18 protein-coding genes and 1 rRNA gene are annotated in these 16668 nt (G+C 71.3%); 10 read left to right on the forward strand and 9 right to left on the reverse strand.

All coding sequences use genetic code 11. The features are described from left to right. Window positions 1–4: 4 nt before the first annotated feature. A complete protein-coding gene (locus ABZX67_RS27155; RefSeq protein ID WP_031073426.1) occupies window positions 5–625 on the reverse strand; it encodes a DUF47 family protein in 621 nt (206 codons plus the stop codon). Window positions 626–820: 195 nt separating this feature from the next. Between ABZX67_RS27155 and ABZX67_RS27160 the strand changes: the two genes are divergently transcribed. Next, window positions 821–1195, forward strand: coding sequence for a metal-sensitive transcriptional regulator (locus tag ABZX67_RS27160; protein WP_355365160.1), 375 nt, complete (start codon window positions 821–823; stop codon window positions 1193–1195). A 21-nt stretch (window positions 1196–1216) separates the two neighbouring features. Here the strand turns inward: ABZX67_RS27160 and ABZX67_RS27165 are convergent, their stop codons facing one another. Next, on the reverse strand, window positions 1217–1384 hold the full coding sequence (locus ABZX67_RS27165) for a hypothetical protein (RefSeq protein ID WP_355365117.1): 168 nt from the start codon (window positions 1382–1384) through the stop codon (window positions 1217–1219). A gap of 114 nt (window positions 1385–1498) precedes the next feature. After that, window positions 1499–2353: a hypothetical protein gene (locus ABZX67_RS27170; protein WP_355365120.1), complete on the reverse strand. Its 855-nt coding sequence runs from the start codon at window positions 2351–2353 to the stop codon at window positions 1499–1501. Between the two features lie 163 nt (window positions 2354–2516). On the opposite strand from ABZX67_RS27170, the gene ABZX67_RS27175 reads away from it, so the two are divergent. Next, a complete protein-coding gene (locus tag ABZX67_RS27175) occupies window positions 2517–2702 on the forward strand; it encodes a hypothetical protein (protein ID WP_355365123.1) in 186 nt (61 codons plus the stop codon). A gap of 28 nt (window positions 2703–2730) precedes the next feature. Further along, complete coding sequence (locus ABZX67_RS27180) at window positions 2731–4158, forward strand: FAD-binding oxidoreductase (RefSeq protein WP_355365126.1); 1428 nt, start codon at window positions 2731–2733, stop codon at window positions 4156–4158. A gap of 25 nt (window positions 4159–4183) precedes the next feature. On the opposite strand, the gene ABZX67_RS27185 is transcribed toward ABZX67_RS27180, so the two are convergent. The 4 genes from ABZX67_RS27185 to ABZX67_RS27200 form a co-directional block, all read right to left on the reverse strand. Continuing rightward, complete coding sequence (locus ABZX67_RS27185) at window positions 4184–4894, reverse strand: phosphatase PAP2 family protein (protein ID WP_355365129.1); 711 nt, start codon at window positions 4892–4894, stop codon at window positions 4184–4186. A gap of 121 nt (window positions 4895–5015) precedes the next feature. Then, complete coding sequence (locus ABZX67_RS27190; protein WP_355365163.1) at window positions 5016–6038, reverse strand: bifunctional lytic transglycosylase/C40 family peptidase; 1023 nt, start codon at window positions 6036–6038, stop codon at window positions 5016–5018. A 76-nt stretch (window positions 6039–6114) separates the two neighbouring features. Further along, window positions 6115–6903, reverse strand: a complete 789-nt coding sequence (locus ABZX67_RS27195) for an SAM-dependent methyltransferase (protein WP_355365132.1) — start codon at window positions 6901–6903, stop codon at window positions 6115–6117. A 25-nt stretch (window positions 6904–6928) separates the two neighbouring features. Further along, complete coding sequence (locus tag ABZX67_RS27200; RefSeq protein ID WP_355365135.1) at window positions 6929–7837, reverse strand: NAD(P)-binding domain-containing protein; 909 nt, start codon at window positions 7835–7837, stop codon at window positions 6929–6931. A gap of 111 nt (window positions 7838–7948) precedes the next feature. Between ABZX67_RS27200 and ABZX67_RS27205 the strand changes: the two genes are divergently transcribed. The 7 genes from ABZX67_RS27205 to ABZX67_RS27235 all read left to right on the forward strand — a co-directional run bounded on the left by ABZX67_RS27205 (window position 7949) and on the right by ABZX67_RS27235 (window position 15903). Further along, a complete protein-coding gene (locus ABZX67_RS27205; RefSeq protein WP_355365138.1) occupies window positions 7949–8548 on the forward strand; it encodes a TetR/AcrR family transcriptional regulator in 600 nt (199 codons plus the stop codon). 292 nt (window positions 8549–8840) lie between these two features. Further along, a complete protein-coding gene (locus tag ABZX67_RS27210) occupies window positions 8841–9149 on the forward strand; it encodes a hypothetical protein (protein ID WP_017945892.1) in 309 nt (102 codons plus the stop codon). Between the two features lie 103 nt (window positions 9150–9252). After that, window positions 9253–10068, forward strand: coding sequence for a hypothetical protein (locus ABZX67_RS27215; protein WP_355365141.1), 816 nt, complete (start codon window positions 9253–9255; stop codon window positions 10066–10068). After that, a complete protein-coding gene (locus ABZX67_RS27220; protein ID WP_355365144.1) occupies window positions 10058–11428 on the forward strand; it encodes a hypothetical protein in 1371 nt (456 codons plus the stop codon). The genes ABZX67_RS27215 and ABZX67_RS27220 overlap by 11 nt, the downstream gene beginning before the upstream one ends. After that, window positions 11425–12987 carry an SCO6880 family protein gene (locus ABZX67_RS27225; RefSeq protein WP_355365147.1) on the forward strand — a complete coding sequence of 521 codons (1563 nt, stop codon included), beginning with the start codon at window positions 11425–11427 and terminating at the stop codon, window positions 12985–12987. Before ABZX67_RS27220 ends, ABZX67_RS27225 begins: the two co-directional genes overlap by 4 nt. Before the next feature lie 14 nt (window positions 12988–13001). Then, on the forward strand, window positions 13002–14402 hold the full coding sequence (locus tag ABZX67_RS27230) for an ATP-binding protein (protein WP_355365150.1): 1401 nt from the start codon (window positions 13002–13004) through the stop codon (window positions 14400–14402). A gap of 1 nt (window position 14403) precedes the next feature. Next, window positions 14404–15903, forward strand: a complete 1500-nt coding sequence (locus tag ABZX67_RS27235; protein ID WP_355365153.1) for a type VI secretion protein — start codon at window positions 14404–14406, stop codon at window positions 15901–15903. Here ABZX67_RS27235 and ABZX67_RS27240 read toward each other — a convergent pair. After that, window positions 15893–16468: a GNAT family N-acetyltransferase gene (locus tag ABZX67_RS27240; protein WP_355365156.1), complete on the reverse strand. Its 576-nt coding sequence runs from the start codon at window positions 16466–16468 to the stop codon at window positions 15893–15895. The two genes, ABZX67_RS27235 and ABZX67_RS27240, sit on opposite strands and share 11 nt — an antisense overlap. Window positions 16469–16586: 118 nt before the next feature. Next, window positions 16587–16668: ribosomal RNA gene (gene rrf / locus ABZX67_RS27245) — 5S ribosomal RNA — on the reverse strand; the annotation flags it as partial.

Here is a 16668-nt window from a genome sequence, read left to right on the forward strand (position 1 = left end):
AAGCTCAGGACTCCTTGACCGCGATGGTCTCCACCGTGTTGGCCACGTGCTCGAAGGCGTCAGCGGCCTCTTCCAGCACATCCACGATCTGCTTCAGCTTGAGCACCTCGATGGCGTCGTACTTGCCGTTGAAGAGGTGGGCCAGCAGCTTGCGGTGGATCTGGTCGGCCTGGTTCTCGAGCCGGTTGACCTCGATCCAGTACTCGGTGAGGTTCTCCATCGTCCGCAGGTGCGGCATCGCCTCGGCGGTCAGCTCCGCCGCCCGCGCCAGCACCTCGATCTGCTGCTCGACGCCCTTCGGCAGTTCCTCCACGTTGTAGAGGACGACGAGGTCGACGGCCTCCTCCATGAAGTCCATGATGTCGTCGAGCGACGACGCGAGGGAGTAGATGTCCTCGCGGTCGAACGGCGTGATGAAGGAGGAGTTCAGCTGGTGGAAGATCGCGTGGGTCGCGTCGTCACCCGCGTGCTCCGCCGCCCGCATCCGCTCCGCGATCTCGGCCCGGGCGGAGGATTCCGCCCCGAGCAGTTCCATCAGGAGTTTGGAGCCCGTGACGATGTTGTCCGCGGAGGCGGAAAACATGTCGTAGAAGCTCGTCTCCCTGGGGGTCAGACGAAAGCGCACGTGGGGTCCTCGGGGTGCATGGGTTTCGGTCAGGCTGATGCTAGGCGCATCATCCGGCCACGGCTAACCGGCGTCATTCAGTGTCGCCCATCAGGCACAGTGAACAGAACCGGGGCCCCGCCACCTTGGCGCGAGGATCGGTACCATATACCCATGAGGGGTATAGAAACCCCTACTGGACAACGGGAGGACGCGATGACGACCACCGAGGCGGCCGGCCTTCCGGTCGAGGAGCAGACCATCGGGGAGCAGGCCGTCGAGGAGCCGGTCACCGACCACGACCACGGCGTGCACGGCTACCACAAGCAGAAGGACGAGCACCTCAAGCGCCTGCGCCGCATCGAGGGCCAGATCCGCGGCCTCCAGCGCATGGTCGACGAGGACGTCTACTGCATCGACATACTCACCCAGGTCTCCGCGTCCACGAAGGCCCTGCAGTCCTTCGCGCTCCAGCTCCTGGAGGAGCACCTGCGCCACTGCGTCGCCGACGCCGCGGTCAAGGGCGGCGACGAGATCGACGCCAAGGTCGAGGAGGCCACGAAGGCGATCGCCCGCATGCTGCGCACCTGACGCTCCGCCCGGAGCCAGGGCTCACTGGGGTGCGGCCGGCGTGACCTTCAGGACCTCGTCGATGAGGTCCGCGCTGAGCCGCTCCCCGTCCGTGGCCGATGCGGCGATCATCAGTTCACCGCACAGCTCGATCTCGGCGAGGGCCACGTGGTCCTGGACTGTCGTAGAAGGGAGCGGGGCCACGCGCATCACCTCTTCCTGCGGGTCCTGGCGTATCCCAGCGTAGGGAGCGGACCACACGCCGCGCATGGCACGTCCGGACCATTCTTCGGGCCCTGACGGATCACGCGGCTCACGCCCGTCTCAGGCCTCGATCTTCCCGGCGTAGATGTCCTTCCGGGGCGGAAGCCGTACGACGACGGGCACGCCGAAGTCGTACAGCAGCGTCGTCGACGCGACGGCGACCGTGCGCCCCTCGTTGGTGAAGCTGAACCGGTGGCGCACCTTCCGCAGCCGCCCCTCCCGGTCCAGGTACGCGTCGAACGGCACCGCGTCCTTGGCGAACCCTTTCGCCGCCGCCGCGAGCGCCCCCCGCACCTGCGGTGACGCGGCCCGCGCCGCCCGCCCGAGATCGGTGACGCCGCGGTAGTGCGTGACCGGCACCCCGGCGAGCTCCTCCTCGCCGACGTACGTGACGCGCTCGGCGCCGCGCAGCAGCTCGGCGGCGGCCGCCGGATCGGTCGCGCCGCCCGTGACCAGGTTCCCGTCGGCCAGGGTCGTGGTGTCGACGCGCACCCACTTGTCGGCGGGGACACCGGCGCCGCGGTTCTTCATGTAGAGCGCGCCGGGCGCGAGGAGCTCGGTGATCGGCCGGTGGCGGCTGCCGCCGGCGGCGTCCTTGGGCAGGACCACCTTGAGCTGCCCGTGCCGCGCGGCGAAGTCGTACGCGCCCTCGCCCCGGATCGTCACCCGGGTCCCGCCGGTCGCCATCTCCATCGACGTACGGGCCTTGGACGTGCCCGCGCGCGCCAGCGCGTCGGGGGCCTCCCGCACGGCGGCGGCCGCGGCGGCCGCGTCGGCACCGGGGCTCGCGCCCGCGGGGCCGGAACACCCACCGGCCGTCACCGCCACGACCACGGCCACGACCGGCGCCACGACCGGGGCCACCGGGAACCCGCGCCCGTACCGCCGCCGCTGCTGCTGTCCCTGCACCACCATCGCCTGCAACCCCCAACGCCTAGACGCTGCTGCCTGCCTGCTTACCTGCCTGCCTGTGCTGCCTGACCGAGACCCCCACCCTTCCCCTGGGCCCTGAGGGCCCAGGGACACCCCAACCCTTAACGACCACCGCGGCGCCCCGTCACGCCGGTACCGTGGTGCCGTGCCTGTGCATGACTCACCTCCGGCCGTCACGAGCGGCCACGAAGCCACCACCGTCGAACGCGGCTCGTTCTGCGTGGCCCGGTGCAGCTGCGGCTGGTCGGGCCCGGCGCGGCGCTCGCGGGACCGGGCCCGTACGGACGCGGCGGCGCACACGACGGCACCACCGGCCGACGCCGACGACTGAGCGGGGCCCTTCGGGGAAGGGTCACCCCATGGACGACTGGGCCGCCCTCGCCCGCGGCCTCGACGGCCCGCTCGTACGCCCCGGGGACACCGAATACGCCACCGCCCGCCGGCTCTACAACACCCGCTTCGACCACCTGCGCCCCGCCGCCGTCGCGTACGTCGCCGGGGACGACGACGTACGCGAGTGCCTCGCCTTCGCGCGCCGCCACGGCACGCCGGTCGCCATCCGCAGCGGCGGACACTCCTACACCGGTTGGTCCAGCGGCACGGGCCGCCTGGTCGTCGACGTGTCGGGCATCGACCGCGTGCGCCCCGACGGCACGTCCGCGGCGGTCGGCGCGGGCGCCCGGCTCGTCCACGTCTACCGCGCCCTCGCCCGCCACGGCCGTACGATCCCGGGCGGTACGTGCCCGACGGTCGGCATCTCGGGCCTCACGCTCGGCGGCGGGCACGGCGTGGCCTCGCGCGCGTACGGCCTGACCTGCGACAGCCTCACCGGCGCCACCCTCGTCACGGCGGACGGGCGGCGCCTGACCGCCGACGCCGAGCAGCACCCGGACCTCTTCTGGGCGCTGCGCGGTGCCGGGGCCGGGACCCTGGGGGTCGTCACCGAGCTGCGCTTCCGTACGCACCCGGTGCCGGCGACGGTCGTCTCCGGGCGGGTCACCTGGCCCTGGGCCCGGGCCCGGTCCGTACTGGCCGCCTGGCAGGAGTGGGGCCCGGCGCAGCCCGACGAGATCTGGTCGGCCCTGCGCCTGGAGGCGGATGCGGACTCGAGGCCCGCCGTCACCCTGTCCGTCTTCACCCTCGGCGGCCGTACGGAGCTGGAGAACGCCCTCGACCGCCTCGCCGACCACGCGGGCGCCCCCGCCGACCGCGTACACCTGCGCGCTCGCACCTACCTGGACGCGATGCTGGCGTACGCGGGGTGCGACGGACTGACCGAGGCGCAGTGCCGTCTGCCGGGCACCACCCCGGGCCGCGATCCGCGGGGCGTGCTGCGGCGCGGCACGTACACCGCCGTGTCGGGCTTCTTCGACCGGGAGCTGTCACCGGCGGCGGTCGCGGCGCTGACGGCCGCCCCGGAGGCCTTCGCCCGGATCCCGGCGGCGGAGGGCGGCGGCACCGGATCCCTGCAGCTCACGGCGTTCGGCGGCGCGACGGGCCGCGTCGACCCGCTCGCCACGGCCTTCGTGCACCGCAGGCAGCGGATCCTGGTGCAGTACTCGGCCTCCTGGCCGGCCGGCACCCCGGGGACGGCGCAGCGGGCGTGGCTGGCGACCACGCGGGACTCGCTGGGCCCGTACGCATCGGGGGCGGCGTACCAGAACTACCCCGACCCGGCGCTGAAGGACTGGCGCACGGCGTACTACGGACCGGCGGCGGACCGGCTGACCGCGGTGAAGCGGCGCTACGACCCGGAGCGCCGCTTCACCTTCCCGCACGCGTTCTAGGCCCTGCTTCAGGCGAGGCCCTGCTTCAGGCGGCGAGGTCGTTCTCGCTACCGCCCACCTTGGGGTCGGGCAGGTCCACCGTCTCGTGCCGCTCCCCCCGCGGACGCGCTTTTCGCGAGCGTACGAGCCACCCGGCCCGTTCCGAACGGGCCACGGCCGACACGAGCGGCGTCAGCAGCGCGAGGGCGAGCGGGGCGAGGAGCAGGGCCACGGCCGTGCCGAGGGCGAAGCCGCCGACGACGTCGGTGGGGTAGTGGACGCCCATGTAGACGCGGCAGAAGCCCTCGGCGAGGGCGAGGCCGATGGCGGCGAGGCCGAACTTCCGGTTGGCGACGAAGAGCGCGGCGCCGATGCCCATGGCCATCGTGGCGTGGTCGCTCACGAAGGAGTAGTCGGTCTTGCCCGCGACCAGGACCTCCAGGCCCTGGTGGTCGAGGAAGGGCCGGGGCCGCTCCACGAAGCCCCGGATCGGGACGTTGACCAGGAGGGCGATCCCGGCGGCGAGCGGCGCCCACACCAGCCCGGCGACGGTGGCGATGGAGTCCTCCGGGCCGCCGCGCCGGCGCGCGCTCCACCAGCACCAGAGCACGACCAGCACCATCGCGAGCATGATCCCGTACTCGCCGACGAACTCCATGACCCGGTCGAACCAGGTCGGGGCGGACTTGGCCAGCCCGTTGATGTCGTAGAGCAGGCTGACATCGGGGTTCGAACCGTCCGATGCGAGTCCAGCCATCTGCTGCGGCCCCTTGCCTTGTCACTGTGTCAGTCCAGGGAACGACACGAGGGAAGCGTACGTTCCACTCTCCACCGAACGATCACGATGACGTTATCGAAGAGAGATACGTCGCCGCAGCTCAGACCGGATCGGCCGCGCGGTTCGGCAGTGCTTTCGCGCCATCTTCGGTGACGCGGGTGGCGCCGAAGTAGTCGGGGGTGTCGATCTTGTCGAACCGGATGACGGCGCCGGTGTACGGCGCGTTGATCATGTACCCGCCACCGACGTAGATACCCACGTGCCGGATGGCCCGCGAGTTCGTCAAGTCGTCGGAGAAGAACACCAGATCGCCCGGCAGCAGCTCGTCCCGCGACGGGTGCGGTCCGGCGTTGTACTGGTCGTTCGCGACGCGCGGCAGCTCGATCCCCACGGTCCGGTAGGCGGCCTGCGTGAGCCCGGAGCAGTCGAACCGGCCCTGCTGCTCGGGCGTGCCGTTGCCGCCCCACAGGTACGGCGTGCCGAGCTTCTTCTGCGCGAAGTAGATCGCCCCGGCCGCCTGCCGCGAGGGCGCCACGCGCCCCACGGGGCGGGCGAAGCTCTTCTCCAGGGAGCGGATGATCCGGACGTAGTTCTGCGTCTCGCTGATCCGCGGCACCCCGCCGGCCTTTATCACCCGGTACGCACCGGCGTTGTAGGCCGCGAGCATGTTGTTGGTGCGGTCGCCGGGTACGTCCTTCACGTACCCGGCCAACTCGCAGTCGTACGAGGCGGCTGACGGGATGGCATCCGCCGGGTCCCACACGTCCCGGTCGCCGTCCCCGTCACCGTCGATGCCGTGCGAGGCCCAGGTGCCGGGGATGAACTGCGCGATGCCCATGGCGTTGGCGTGGCTGGTCACCTTGGGGTTGAAGCCGCTCTCCTGGTACAACTGCGCGGCCAGCAGAGCCGGGTTGATGGCGGGACACAGGTTCCCCCACTTCTGCACGAGCCCCTGGTACGCCGCGGGCACGGCCCCCTTGGCCAGTCCCACGACACCCTGCGCCCCCGCCTGGGCCCCGCCGAACAGCCCGGCGGCCGCGGAGTACGTCCCGACGACGAGCAACGCGACGAACGCCATGCACAGCCCGACGGCTCCCCCGGCGACGAGCCAGCCCTTACGCACCGTCAACCACCCCTCGCGCTGTGGGACTCCACCCGGGGATCAGTGTAGGTGGCGGACCCTGTTTTCAGGGGCCTACTCAGAGCTTGCGGCCGACGCCCGCGTACATCGCGACCTCTTCCGGTGCTTGTTCCTCGGAACGCCAGCGGGAGCAGGAGACGACGCCCGGGGCCAGGAGCTCCAGGCCCTCGAAGTAGCGGGTGATGGCCTCGGGGGTGCGCTGGGTGAGCTTCGGGGTGCCGTGCTCGTTCCAGAAGGCGACCGCCGCGTCGACGTCCGGCATCGCCGGGTGGCGCACGGTGTGGGACAGCACCAGGTGGCTGCCGGGCGCCAGCGCGTCCATCAGGCGCCGGACGACGGCGTACGACTCAGCGTCATCCTCGACGAACATGACGACGCCCAGCAGCATGAGCGCGACGGGCCGGTCGAGGTCCAGGGTCTTGGCCGCGGCCGCCAGGATGGCGTCCGTGTCGCGCAGGTCGGCGTCCACGTAGTCCGTGCGCCCCTCCGGCGCGCCGGTGAGCAGGGCGCGGGCGTGGGCGAGGACGAGCGGGTCGTTGTCGACGTACACGACGCGCGCGTCCGGCGCCACGCGCTGCGCGACCTCGTGGGTGTTGTCGGCGGTCGGCAGTCCGGTGCCGACGTCCAGGAACTGGCGGATGCCCGCCTCCGCCGCCAGGTGCCGCACCGCGCGCCCGAGGAAGAGCCGGTCCGCGCGGGCGTACGCGCCGATGCCGGGGTGGAGGGCGCGGATCCGGTCGCCGGCTTCGCGGTCGACGGGGTAGTTGTCCTTGCCGCCGAGCCAGTAGTTCCAGATGCGGGCGGTGTGCGGCCTGTGGGTGTCGACCCTCGATGCGATGTCGGTCACGCCACCAACGTAACCGCCAATTCCGTCACGTGTTCGGCTTCTTCAGCACCTCGACGAGGCTGGAGGAGCTGTCCGCGCCGTGTCCGGCCGCCATGCCGCGCCGGAAGATGTCGAGGACGGCCGCGGGCAGCGCGCCGTCGACGCCCGCGTCCACGGCGGTGTGGAGGACGTGCTCGGCGCTGGCGACGCCCATGGCCAGCCGGTCGACGTCGCCGCGGTGGTCGCCCGCGTCGACGCGGGGCGCGTAGAACTCCACGAACTGCTTCAGGTTCAGCGCGTCGACGGCCAGGGTCTGGATGTCGGCGGCCTTCAGGCCATGGGCGTCGGCCATGGCGAGGGCCTGCCAGTAGCTGGTCAGGGCGGTCCAGAACATGACCATGTTGAGCTGGTAGAGGAGCGCCGCCAGGCCCGGGTCCTCGCCCCGGTGGTCGGCGGTGCCCGTCAGCACCTCCAGCGTGGCCCGGTGCGCCTCGAACACCTCGCGCGGGCCGCTGTAGAGGGTGGTGGTGTCGGGGCTGCCGATGCCGGAGGGCGGCGTGAGTACGCCGCCGGTGAGCTGCGTGGCCCCGCGCTCGGCGGCCCAGGCGGCCGCGGCGCGGGCCTTGGCCGGGGTGTCGGAGGTGAGGTTGACGAGGACGCGGCCGGCGAGGGCGGCGGGGTCGGCACTGCCCAGGACGGCGTACAGGGCGTCGTAGTCGGTCAGGCTCACCACCACGAGCTCGGCCGCGCGGAGGGCGTCGTCGACGGTGGGCGCGAGGTGCGCCCCGCGCGCGACGAGGGCGCCGGCGCGGGAGGCGGTGCGGTTCCAGACGGTGACGCGGTGGCCGCGGTCGAGGAAGGCACCGGCCATGGCCTCGCCCATGGGGCCGAGACCGATGACGGTGACGGGAGTGCGGGCGGTGGTGACGGGGGCGGAGGTCTTGTCGATGTTCACGGGGAACCCCTTCTGGAGTCGCTAGAACGAACGCTCTATCCAGAGCGCTGACGTGACCGTAGCACGGCTCTAGAACGAACGCTCTACTCAATTTCTCGCTAGGATCGCCCCATGCAGCCCGCCGCCACCCCCACCGCCTCCCCCTCCAGCACCCGCGACCGGATCGTCGTCGCCGCAGCGCGCCTCATCCAGCGCCAGGGGTACGTCGGCACGGGCATCAAGCAGATCGCCAAGGAGGCGCAGGCCACCCTCGGCTCCGTCTACCACTTCTTCCCGGGTGGCAAGGAGGCCGTGGCCGTCGCCGCGATCACCCACAGCGGCGAGGACTTCGCGGCCATCCTCCGCGAGGCCTTGGCCGTCCACGACGACCCGGCCGCCGCCGTGGACGCCTGCGCCCGTCTCCTCGCCGAGGCGCTGCGCGAGTCCGGCTGGGTCGACGGCTGCCCCGTCACGGCCACCGCCCTGGAGACCCTCGGCGACGCGGACTCCGAGATCCAGCGCGCCTGCGCCACCGCGCTCCGCGCCTGGCAGGACATGGTCGCCGACAAGCTCCTCCGCTCCGGCCTCCCGGCCGCCGACGCCCGCGAACTGGCGGTGACGGTCATCAACACCCTGGAGGGCGCCGAGGTCACCGCCCAGGTCAACCGCGACGAGGAGCCCCTGCTGCTGGCGGGTCGTCACCTGGCGCGCCTCGTCGGCGCGTACCGCTGACGGAGCTGACGGAACGGCGCGGCGTACCGCGCATACGGGCCCAAGGTGGGACAACGACAGTCATTGCCCGGAGTCACCCCCCGTGATACACAGAGTGACCGTACGCGTACGCGCGCTCACCCGGTTCACCAACCGACGCAGGTCACGACGGTCGGACCGGTCAAACGTGCGGGGATCGGGTAAAGAGACCAGCCAAGTCGGCATACGCGGGCGGTTTCATCAGCGAAGATAGTGCGGTGACCCGTGCCGAGTGGCAGGGGCGTCGAATTACCCAACAGGGGCGGTGAGTTACATGTACCTGGCGGCTGAAAAAGGCGACATCACCACCATCATCGGCGGAATCGCCCCGAACTGGGGGCCTTTCGGGAGCCTTGGTAACGAGGCCCGCGTGATGATCGAGGTCGTGATGGCCGTGGCCATCCTGCTGTGCCTGGGCATCGCGATCTGGGGAGCGGCGAAGCAGCGCATCGGCGCGACCGCCCTCCGGGACACGTTCAGCGCCGAACAGGGCAAGGGCCTCATCGTGGCCGGCCTGACCGGGGTCTTCATCATCGGCTCGCTGGGCACGCTCTTCACCATCGTGTACGGGATGGCCGTCTAGCCCCTCCCGCCAGCGGCCCCCGCGGTCCCCGGTCCCTGAGGTTGCGTCACCTGATGTCAAGTCACCACACCGAACAGCGAAAGGTTGAGGGGGCGTACCCGTCATGAGCCTCGGCGACGAGAACGACGGCGGCCAGACCCGCACCCGCCTGCCCGACGGCGGCACCGGCGACGTCTACGGCGGCGCCCGCCGCCCCGCGCGCAACTCGCGCTCGCTGATCACGGTGGTGGGTGTGGTGGTGCTGCTGATCGCCGCCATCGCCTTCGCGAACAGAAGCGGCACCGGCGAGGGCACCTCCGACGACACCGCCAAGGGCCCGGGGGCCGGGGCCCCCACGTCGGCGACGGGCGTGCGCCCGGTGACGGGCAAGGACGGCACGATCCCGACGGGGTACGCGCACGACGAGCAGGGGGCGCAGAGCGCGGCGGCGAATTACGCGGTGGCGCTGGGGTCTGACGGCATGTACCACGCCGAACAGCGTCAGGCAATCGTCAACGCCGTGTACGCGCCCGACGTGGCCGCCGCCCGCCGAGGCGCCCTCGACAAGGTGTACTCCGACTCCAAGTTCCTGACCAGCATCGGACTGAACCCGGATGGGACACCGCCGAGCGGGATGACGTTCGTATCCCGCTTCACCCCCGTGGGGTCGAAGGTGGAGCGGTTCAGCGAGGACACGGCGACCGTGGCCGTCTGGTACTCAGCTCTCTTCGGTCTCGCCGGTGAGGGTTCGAAGAATCCGGTCTCCGAAAGCTGGTACACGAACACGTTCGAACTGAAGTGGGTCAACGGCGACTGGAAGGTCACCGACTTCACGCAGAAGGACGGCCCCGTTCCGGTGGGCCGTGACCAGGCCGCGTCCAGCGCCGAGGAGATGTCCGGCGCTGTCCAGCAGTTCGGAGGGTTCACCTATGCCCGGTAAGCGCCCTCAACGCATCGTCCGGACCGCCGCGGCCCTCACGGCGGTCCAGACGGTTGTCGTGCTGCTGGCGAGCCGCGCCGTCGCCGCACCGACGCCGTCACCCTCGCCGAGTGGCAGCAACGACCCGTGCGACCTCATCCGAGGCCCTGCCCGCGACTACTGCGACAACGGCAGCGGCCCCGCCCCCGGCTCCCGCTCCACCCCCACCGACCCCACCGCCGCCCTCGACCCCCTCGCCTCCCTCGCCCGCGGCTGCGCCGACGCCGCCGTATCGATCGTCGACGCGCTGTCGAAGGCCGTGAAGTCCACCGCCGAGGTGGACTTCACCAACGGCACCTTCCTCTCCCAGTACGCCGTCGTCTTCGCCGCCGCCACCTTCCTCACCCTCCTCCTCTGGCTCCTCGCCGTCGCCAAGCGCGCCATCCGCGGCGTACCGCTCGCGACGGCCATGTCCGAGGCCATCGGGTTCCTGTGGCTGACGGTCCTCGCGTCCGCCTTCACGCCGCTGATCCTCTACACCGTCGTCTCCGCGACCGACGCCGTCACCGAGGTGATCGCGCAGAGCACCGGCGGCCAGACGGACGTCTTCTTCGGCGGCTTCAAGGAGGCGCTCCAGAAGGGCGACGGCATCGGCGGCGGGCCGATCATGCTGATCATCGTGTCGCTCGTGACCGTCCTCGCCGCGGGCGTGCTCTACCTGGAGCTGTTCCTCCGGGCCGTGCTCCTGTACGTCGGCGCCCTCCTCGGCGTCGTCGTGTACGCCGGACTCGTCGACAAGAACCTCTGGGGCCACGTACGCCGCTGGGCCGGCATCATGATCGCGGTCATCCTGGTCAAACCGGTCATCATCATCGTGCTCGGCCTCGCCGGGGCGCTCGCCGGCGACGACGGGCCGAAGGCGTTCTCCGCCGTCGTCACGGGCCTCGCCATCATCCTGCTCGCCATCTTCGCCTCCGCGATGATCTACCGCTTCGTCCCCGGCTTCGGCGACGAGATCGCGGCCTCCCGCAACAACCGCATCCAGAACAGCGCCGAGAACAAGGCCGCCGCCGTCATCTCCTCGCCGGCCGCCCTCGTCTCTCAGGGCATCAAGACCCACAGCACCCGCAACGACACGGGCGGCTCCGGCGGCTCCGGCGCGCCCCAGTCTGCCGGTGCCCTCACCGGCGGCGTGGCCGCCCACAGCTCCCGTACGCCCACGGCAGGAGGCGCCGGAGGCGGCGCGGGCGGCGGCGGAACTGTCCCCTCCGCCGCACCCCCGCCCCGCAGCCCCAGTAGCAGCAGTCCGACCACCAGCACCCCCCACAGCCACCGCAAGAGCACAGGAACCACCGGAAGCACAGGAGGTGGAGGGCGTTGACGACCCAGTCCCCAGCGATCACGCCCCGCCGCACGTATCTCATCGGCAGGGCCCGGCCCAACGCCATCATCGGCAAGAACCGCGAGACCGGCGAGATCGCCCTGATCATCGCCGGCGCGTTCCTCGGCATGATGAGCGGGCTGCTCGTCCCGGTCCTGTCGCTGCGGATCGTGCTGCTCATGGGCTTCCCGATGCTGGCCCTCGCCGCCGTGTACGTCCCGTACAAGCACCGCACCTTCTACAAATGGTTTGAGATCAACCGCAGCTACAAGCGCACCCTCCGCCAGGGCACCGCCTACCGCTCCGCCGCCATGGAGGCCGGCACCCGGCTCGACGGCCGCGAGGTCGAGGTCGGCCCGCCGCCCGGCATCGGCCGCATCAACTGGCTCTCCGCCCCCTTCGGCCCCGACGAGATCGCCGTCCTCCTCCACGCCGACCGCCGCACCGTCACCGCCGCCATCGAGATCGAGGGCCCGGGCGTCGGCCTGCGCGACAGCGAGGACCAGGAAGCCCTGGTGGACCGTTTCGGCACGCTTCTCAAGCACGTCGCCAACGGCGACGGCTTCGTGACGCGCATTCAGATGCTGGCCCGCACCCTCCCCGCCGACCCCGACGCCCACGCCAAGGACGTCGCCCAGCGCGGCGACCCCAGGAGCCCCGCCTGGCTCCAGGAGTCGTACGACCAGCTCCAGTCCATGGTGTCGACCTCCAGCGAGCAGCACCGCGCGTACCTCGTCGCCTGCATGCACTACACCCGCGAACTGGCCGCCGAAGCCCACGCCATGGCCCGCGCCGCCCGCCACGCCGCCGGCACCTCCGGCCCGCGGAAGCTCGACAAGGACGCCGGCCTCGCCGTCGTCATGGCCCGCGAGCTCACCGACATCTGCGCCCGCCTCGCCGAGGCGGACATCCGGGTCCGGCAGCCCCTCGGGCAGGCCCGCCTCGCCTCCCTCGTGCACTCCATGTACGACCCGGACCACCCCATCGACCACATCCAGGCGATGACGAAGAGAAACGCCTGGCCCGCCGAGCTCGACGCCGTCGAGCCCACCTACCTCCAGGCCAAGACCCGCGAATCGTCCACCCGCGCGCCCTGGTGCCACGCCACGGCCTGGGTGAAGGAGTGGCCGATGACGCCCGTCGGCGTCAACTTCCTCGCCCCGCTCCTCGTTCACACCCCCGACGTCATCCGTACCGTCGCCGTCTGCATGGACCTCGAACCGACCGAGGTCGCCATCGAGCGCATGCTCACGGAGAAGACGAACGACGAGGCGGAGGCCAGCCGTGCCGCCAAGATGAACCGCACCGTCGACCCGCGCGACATCGCCGCGCACGGCCGGCTCGACCAGCGGGGTGAAGATCTCGCCAGCGGCGCGGCAGGAGTGAATCTTGTCGGGTACATCACTGTGTCGTCTCGTTCGCCCGAGGCCCTGGCCAGGGACAAGCGGACGATCAGGGCCTCGGCCGGCAAGTCGTATCTGAAGTTGGAGTGGTGCGACCGCGAACACCACCGGGCCTTTGTGAACACCTTGCCGTTCGCGACCGGCATCCGCCGATAGGGGCCCTGATCCTCATGCGAGATCCGCTGTCAGCCCTCACCGAGGCCTTCACCTCCTTCCTCTTCGGGAAGGTGGAGACGACCCGCCTGCCCGTGCGTACGTCGACGGGCCAGGCCCAAGCCGTCTACCTGCCGACCGCCGCCCCCGGCCTCGGCGACTCCGGCGTGATCATCGGCCGCGAGGTCTACAGCGGCAAGGGGTACATCTACGACCCCTTCCAGCTGTACGGGCAGCAGCTCCCGGCCCCCCACTGGCTGGTCCTCGGCGAGTCCGGCAACGGCAAGTCGGCGCTGGAGAAGACGTACGTGCTCCGCCAGCTCCGCTTCCGCGACCGGCAGGTCGTCGTCCTCGACGCCCAGGGCGAGGACGGCGTCGGCGAGTGGAACCTGATCGCGCAGCAGCTGGGGATAACTCCCATCCGGCTCGACCCGATGGCCGCCCTCGACGACGGCATCCGGCTCAACCCCCTCGACCCGTCGATCACCACCACCGGCCAGCTCGCCCTGCTCCGTACGATCATCGAGGTCGCGATGGGGCACGGCCTGGACGAGCGCTCCGGCTTCGCGCTCAAGGTGGCGCACGCGTACGTCAACGAGACCATCACCGACCGCCAGCCGGTGCTGTCCGACATCGTCGAGCAGCTGCGCCACCCGGAGCCCGAGTCGGCGGCGGCGATGAACGTCGCCATAGACGACGTACGCGCCTGGGGCCTGGACGTGGCCCTCGTCCTGGACCGGTTGGTCGACGGTGACCTGAGGGGCATGTTCGACGGCCCGACGACGGTCGGGATCGACCTCGACGCACCGCTGATCGTCTTCGACCTCTCCCACATCGACCGCAACTCGATCGCGATGCCGATCCTGATGGCCATCGTGGGCGTGTGGCTGGAGCACACCTGGATCCGGCCGGACCGCAAGAAGCGCATCTTCCTGGTGGAGGAGGCGTGGCACATCATCAACAGCCCGTTCGTCGCGCAGCTCTTCCAGCGCCTGCTGAAGTTCGGCCGACGCCTCGGCCTGTCCTTCGTGGCGGTCGTCCACCACCTCTCCGACGTCGTGGACGGAGCGGCCGCCCGGGAGGCGGCAGCGATCCTGAAGATGGCGTCCACGCGCACGATCTACGCCCAGAAGGCGGACGAGGCGCGGGCGACGGGCCGGGTACTGGGGCTTCCGCGCTGGGCCGTTGAGATCATCCCCACGCTCACGCCCGGCATCGCGGTCTGGGACGTCAACGGCAACGTCCAGGTGGTCAAACACCTGGTCACCGAGGCCGAACGACCGCTGGTCTACACGGACCGCGCGATGACGGAGTCGTCCGTACCCGATGACATCCAGGCTGCGGAATGGGAGGCGGAGCAGCGCGCGGCCCTCATGGAGCGGCAGATGAACGAGTCCTCACAGTCGACGGTGGCATGACATGGACCGCCATGACATGGACCGCAAGAACGGCAGAGGCGGTACGAACGAGGGGGGCATCCCCGACGGCCTGCTGGTGGGGCTGCTGGGCTTCCTGCTCGGCGTGACGCTGCTGGTGTGGTCCGCCACCGGCCTCTCAGGCATGTTCGCGCACGGCGCCTGGCCGGACTCCGTCACCTTCGGCCGTACGCCGCTGGCGATGCGCGCGCTCGTCTCCCAGCCCCACGACCTCGCGGCGGCCTGGCCGGAGACCCCGTCGGCCCAGCTGTCGGGGTACGGGCTGTTCTGGGGCCTGTTCATCGGCGAGCTGATGGTGCTGGTGGTGCTCACGGTGTTCGTCCTCGGCACCCTGGCCCGCTGGCGCGCGGTACGGGCCACCCGTCGGCAGAGCAAGCCGTACGCGTACGAGCCCGACCGCGAGCCGGACCGCGGGCCCGCGCCCGTTGAGACCCGCAGCGCACCGGCCCCCGCGCCGGCCCCGACGCCGGACACAGCGACGTCAGGGACTCCAGGTACCGCCGCAGACACGGCCCCTGCCCCCGTACTCACCGCCCGCACGGTCCCGACCCCCCGCACGCCCGACCGCGTCTTCTACGGCGGCCCCGACACGCGCCGCCCGACCGCTCTCCAGGCCATCCACGACGCCGAAGGCGCCGCCCTCGTCGTCACCTCCGACCCCGGCCTCTGGGCGGAGACCAAGGACGCCCGTGCGAAGCTCGGCCCGGTCCTCGTCTACGACCCCAGCCACCTCTGCGACACGCCGGCTCGCCTCCACTGGTCCCCCACCTCCGGGTGCGAGGACACCGACACGGCGGCGGCCCGCGCCGCCGCGCTCCTCGGGCCCGTGCGGCCTCCGGCCCGGATGGACGCGGCCGTCGCGGACACCGCCGAAACGCTCATGCGCTGCTGGCTGCACGCCGCGGCCGTCGACGGACGCCCGTTCAAGCAGGTGCACCGCTGGGCGCAGAACAACGGCGCCCACGAACCCGTACGCATCCTGCGCACCCACCCCAAGGCCACCAACAGCCACGCCGGCCTCCTGGAGTCCGCCCTCACCGCGTATCCGGAACGCCGCGAGATCGCCCAGGAGTTGACGGTCCGAGCGCTGTCGTCGCTCTCCTCGGTCCACATCCGCGAGGCGTGCACACCTCATCGAACTGATTCGCTGACCTTGGAATCATTCATCGCGGAAGGGGGCACCCTTTATGTGGTGGGGGAATCCATCGAGGATCCCCGCACCCGCCCGGGCGCGATGCCCCTTCTCACCGCGCTCGCCTCGTACGTGGTCGAGCACGGCCGCCGCATGGCCGCACGGTCATCCGACGGTCGGCTCGACCCACCAATGACGCTGGTCCTCGACGACATCGCCGCGGTGGCCCCGCTGCCCCAACTGCCCGACCTGCTGATGTCAGGTCAGGACACCGGCATGCCCACGCTCGCCCTGCTCCGCTCCCCCGAGCAGGGCCGCGCCCGCTGGCCGCACCACACGCTCACACCGTGACGGACGACTCCGGCCGCCTGATCTCGTACTCCAGCTCCAGAGCACCGTCGCCGTCGCCCTCCAAGGGGACGCTCTCACCCGTCGGTACGAAGCCCACCTTGCGGTAGAGCGCCGCGGCGCGCGCGTTCCGCTCGTGCACATAGAGCCGTACGCGTTCGACCGGGGGGCCCTCCAGCGACCAGGACCACTCCACGCCCGCGCGCATCAGCGCCTCGGCCAGCCCGCTGCCGCGCGCCTCGGGCCGTACGTACACGCCGACGACATGCGTCTGGTCCAGCTTCGCCGGCTCCCCGAACCGTACGTCCCCGCCCGCCCGCTCCACGAGCACGGTGACGGTGCCCGCCCAGCTGCCGTCCGGCGCCTCGGCGACGAACTGGCGGGCGCTGTCGCTGCCTTCCGCCGCCCCGGCCGTCCGCCCGCGCCAGAAGTCGTCGGGCTGGGCGGAGGCGTTCTCGTACGTATCGAGGAAGGCGAGGGGCGCGGCGGGGTCCTGGAGGGCGGCCAGGCGTATCGCTCGGGCCTGGCGCCACTCGTCGGCGCGGAGGGAACGGATGACGTATCGCATCCCCCGATCCTGGCCGCCCGAGCCCCCGCTGGCCAACCCATTTCCGCGACCGGCCTTTCGGGCCGTGAACGCAGAAAAGCCCCGCACCATAACGGTGCGGGGCTTCCCCACAATAATTGTTCGGCGGCGTCCTACTCTCCCACAGGGTCCCCCCTGCAGTACCATCGGCGCTGAAAGGCTTAGCTTCCGGGTTCGGAATG

It is taken from the genome of Streptomyces sp. NPDC003036, from assembly GCF_040611175.1.
GTDB lineage: Bacteria > Actinomycetota > Actinomycetes > Streptomycetales > Streptomycetaceae > Streptomyces.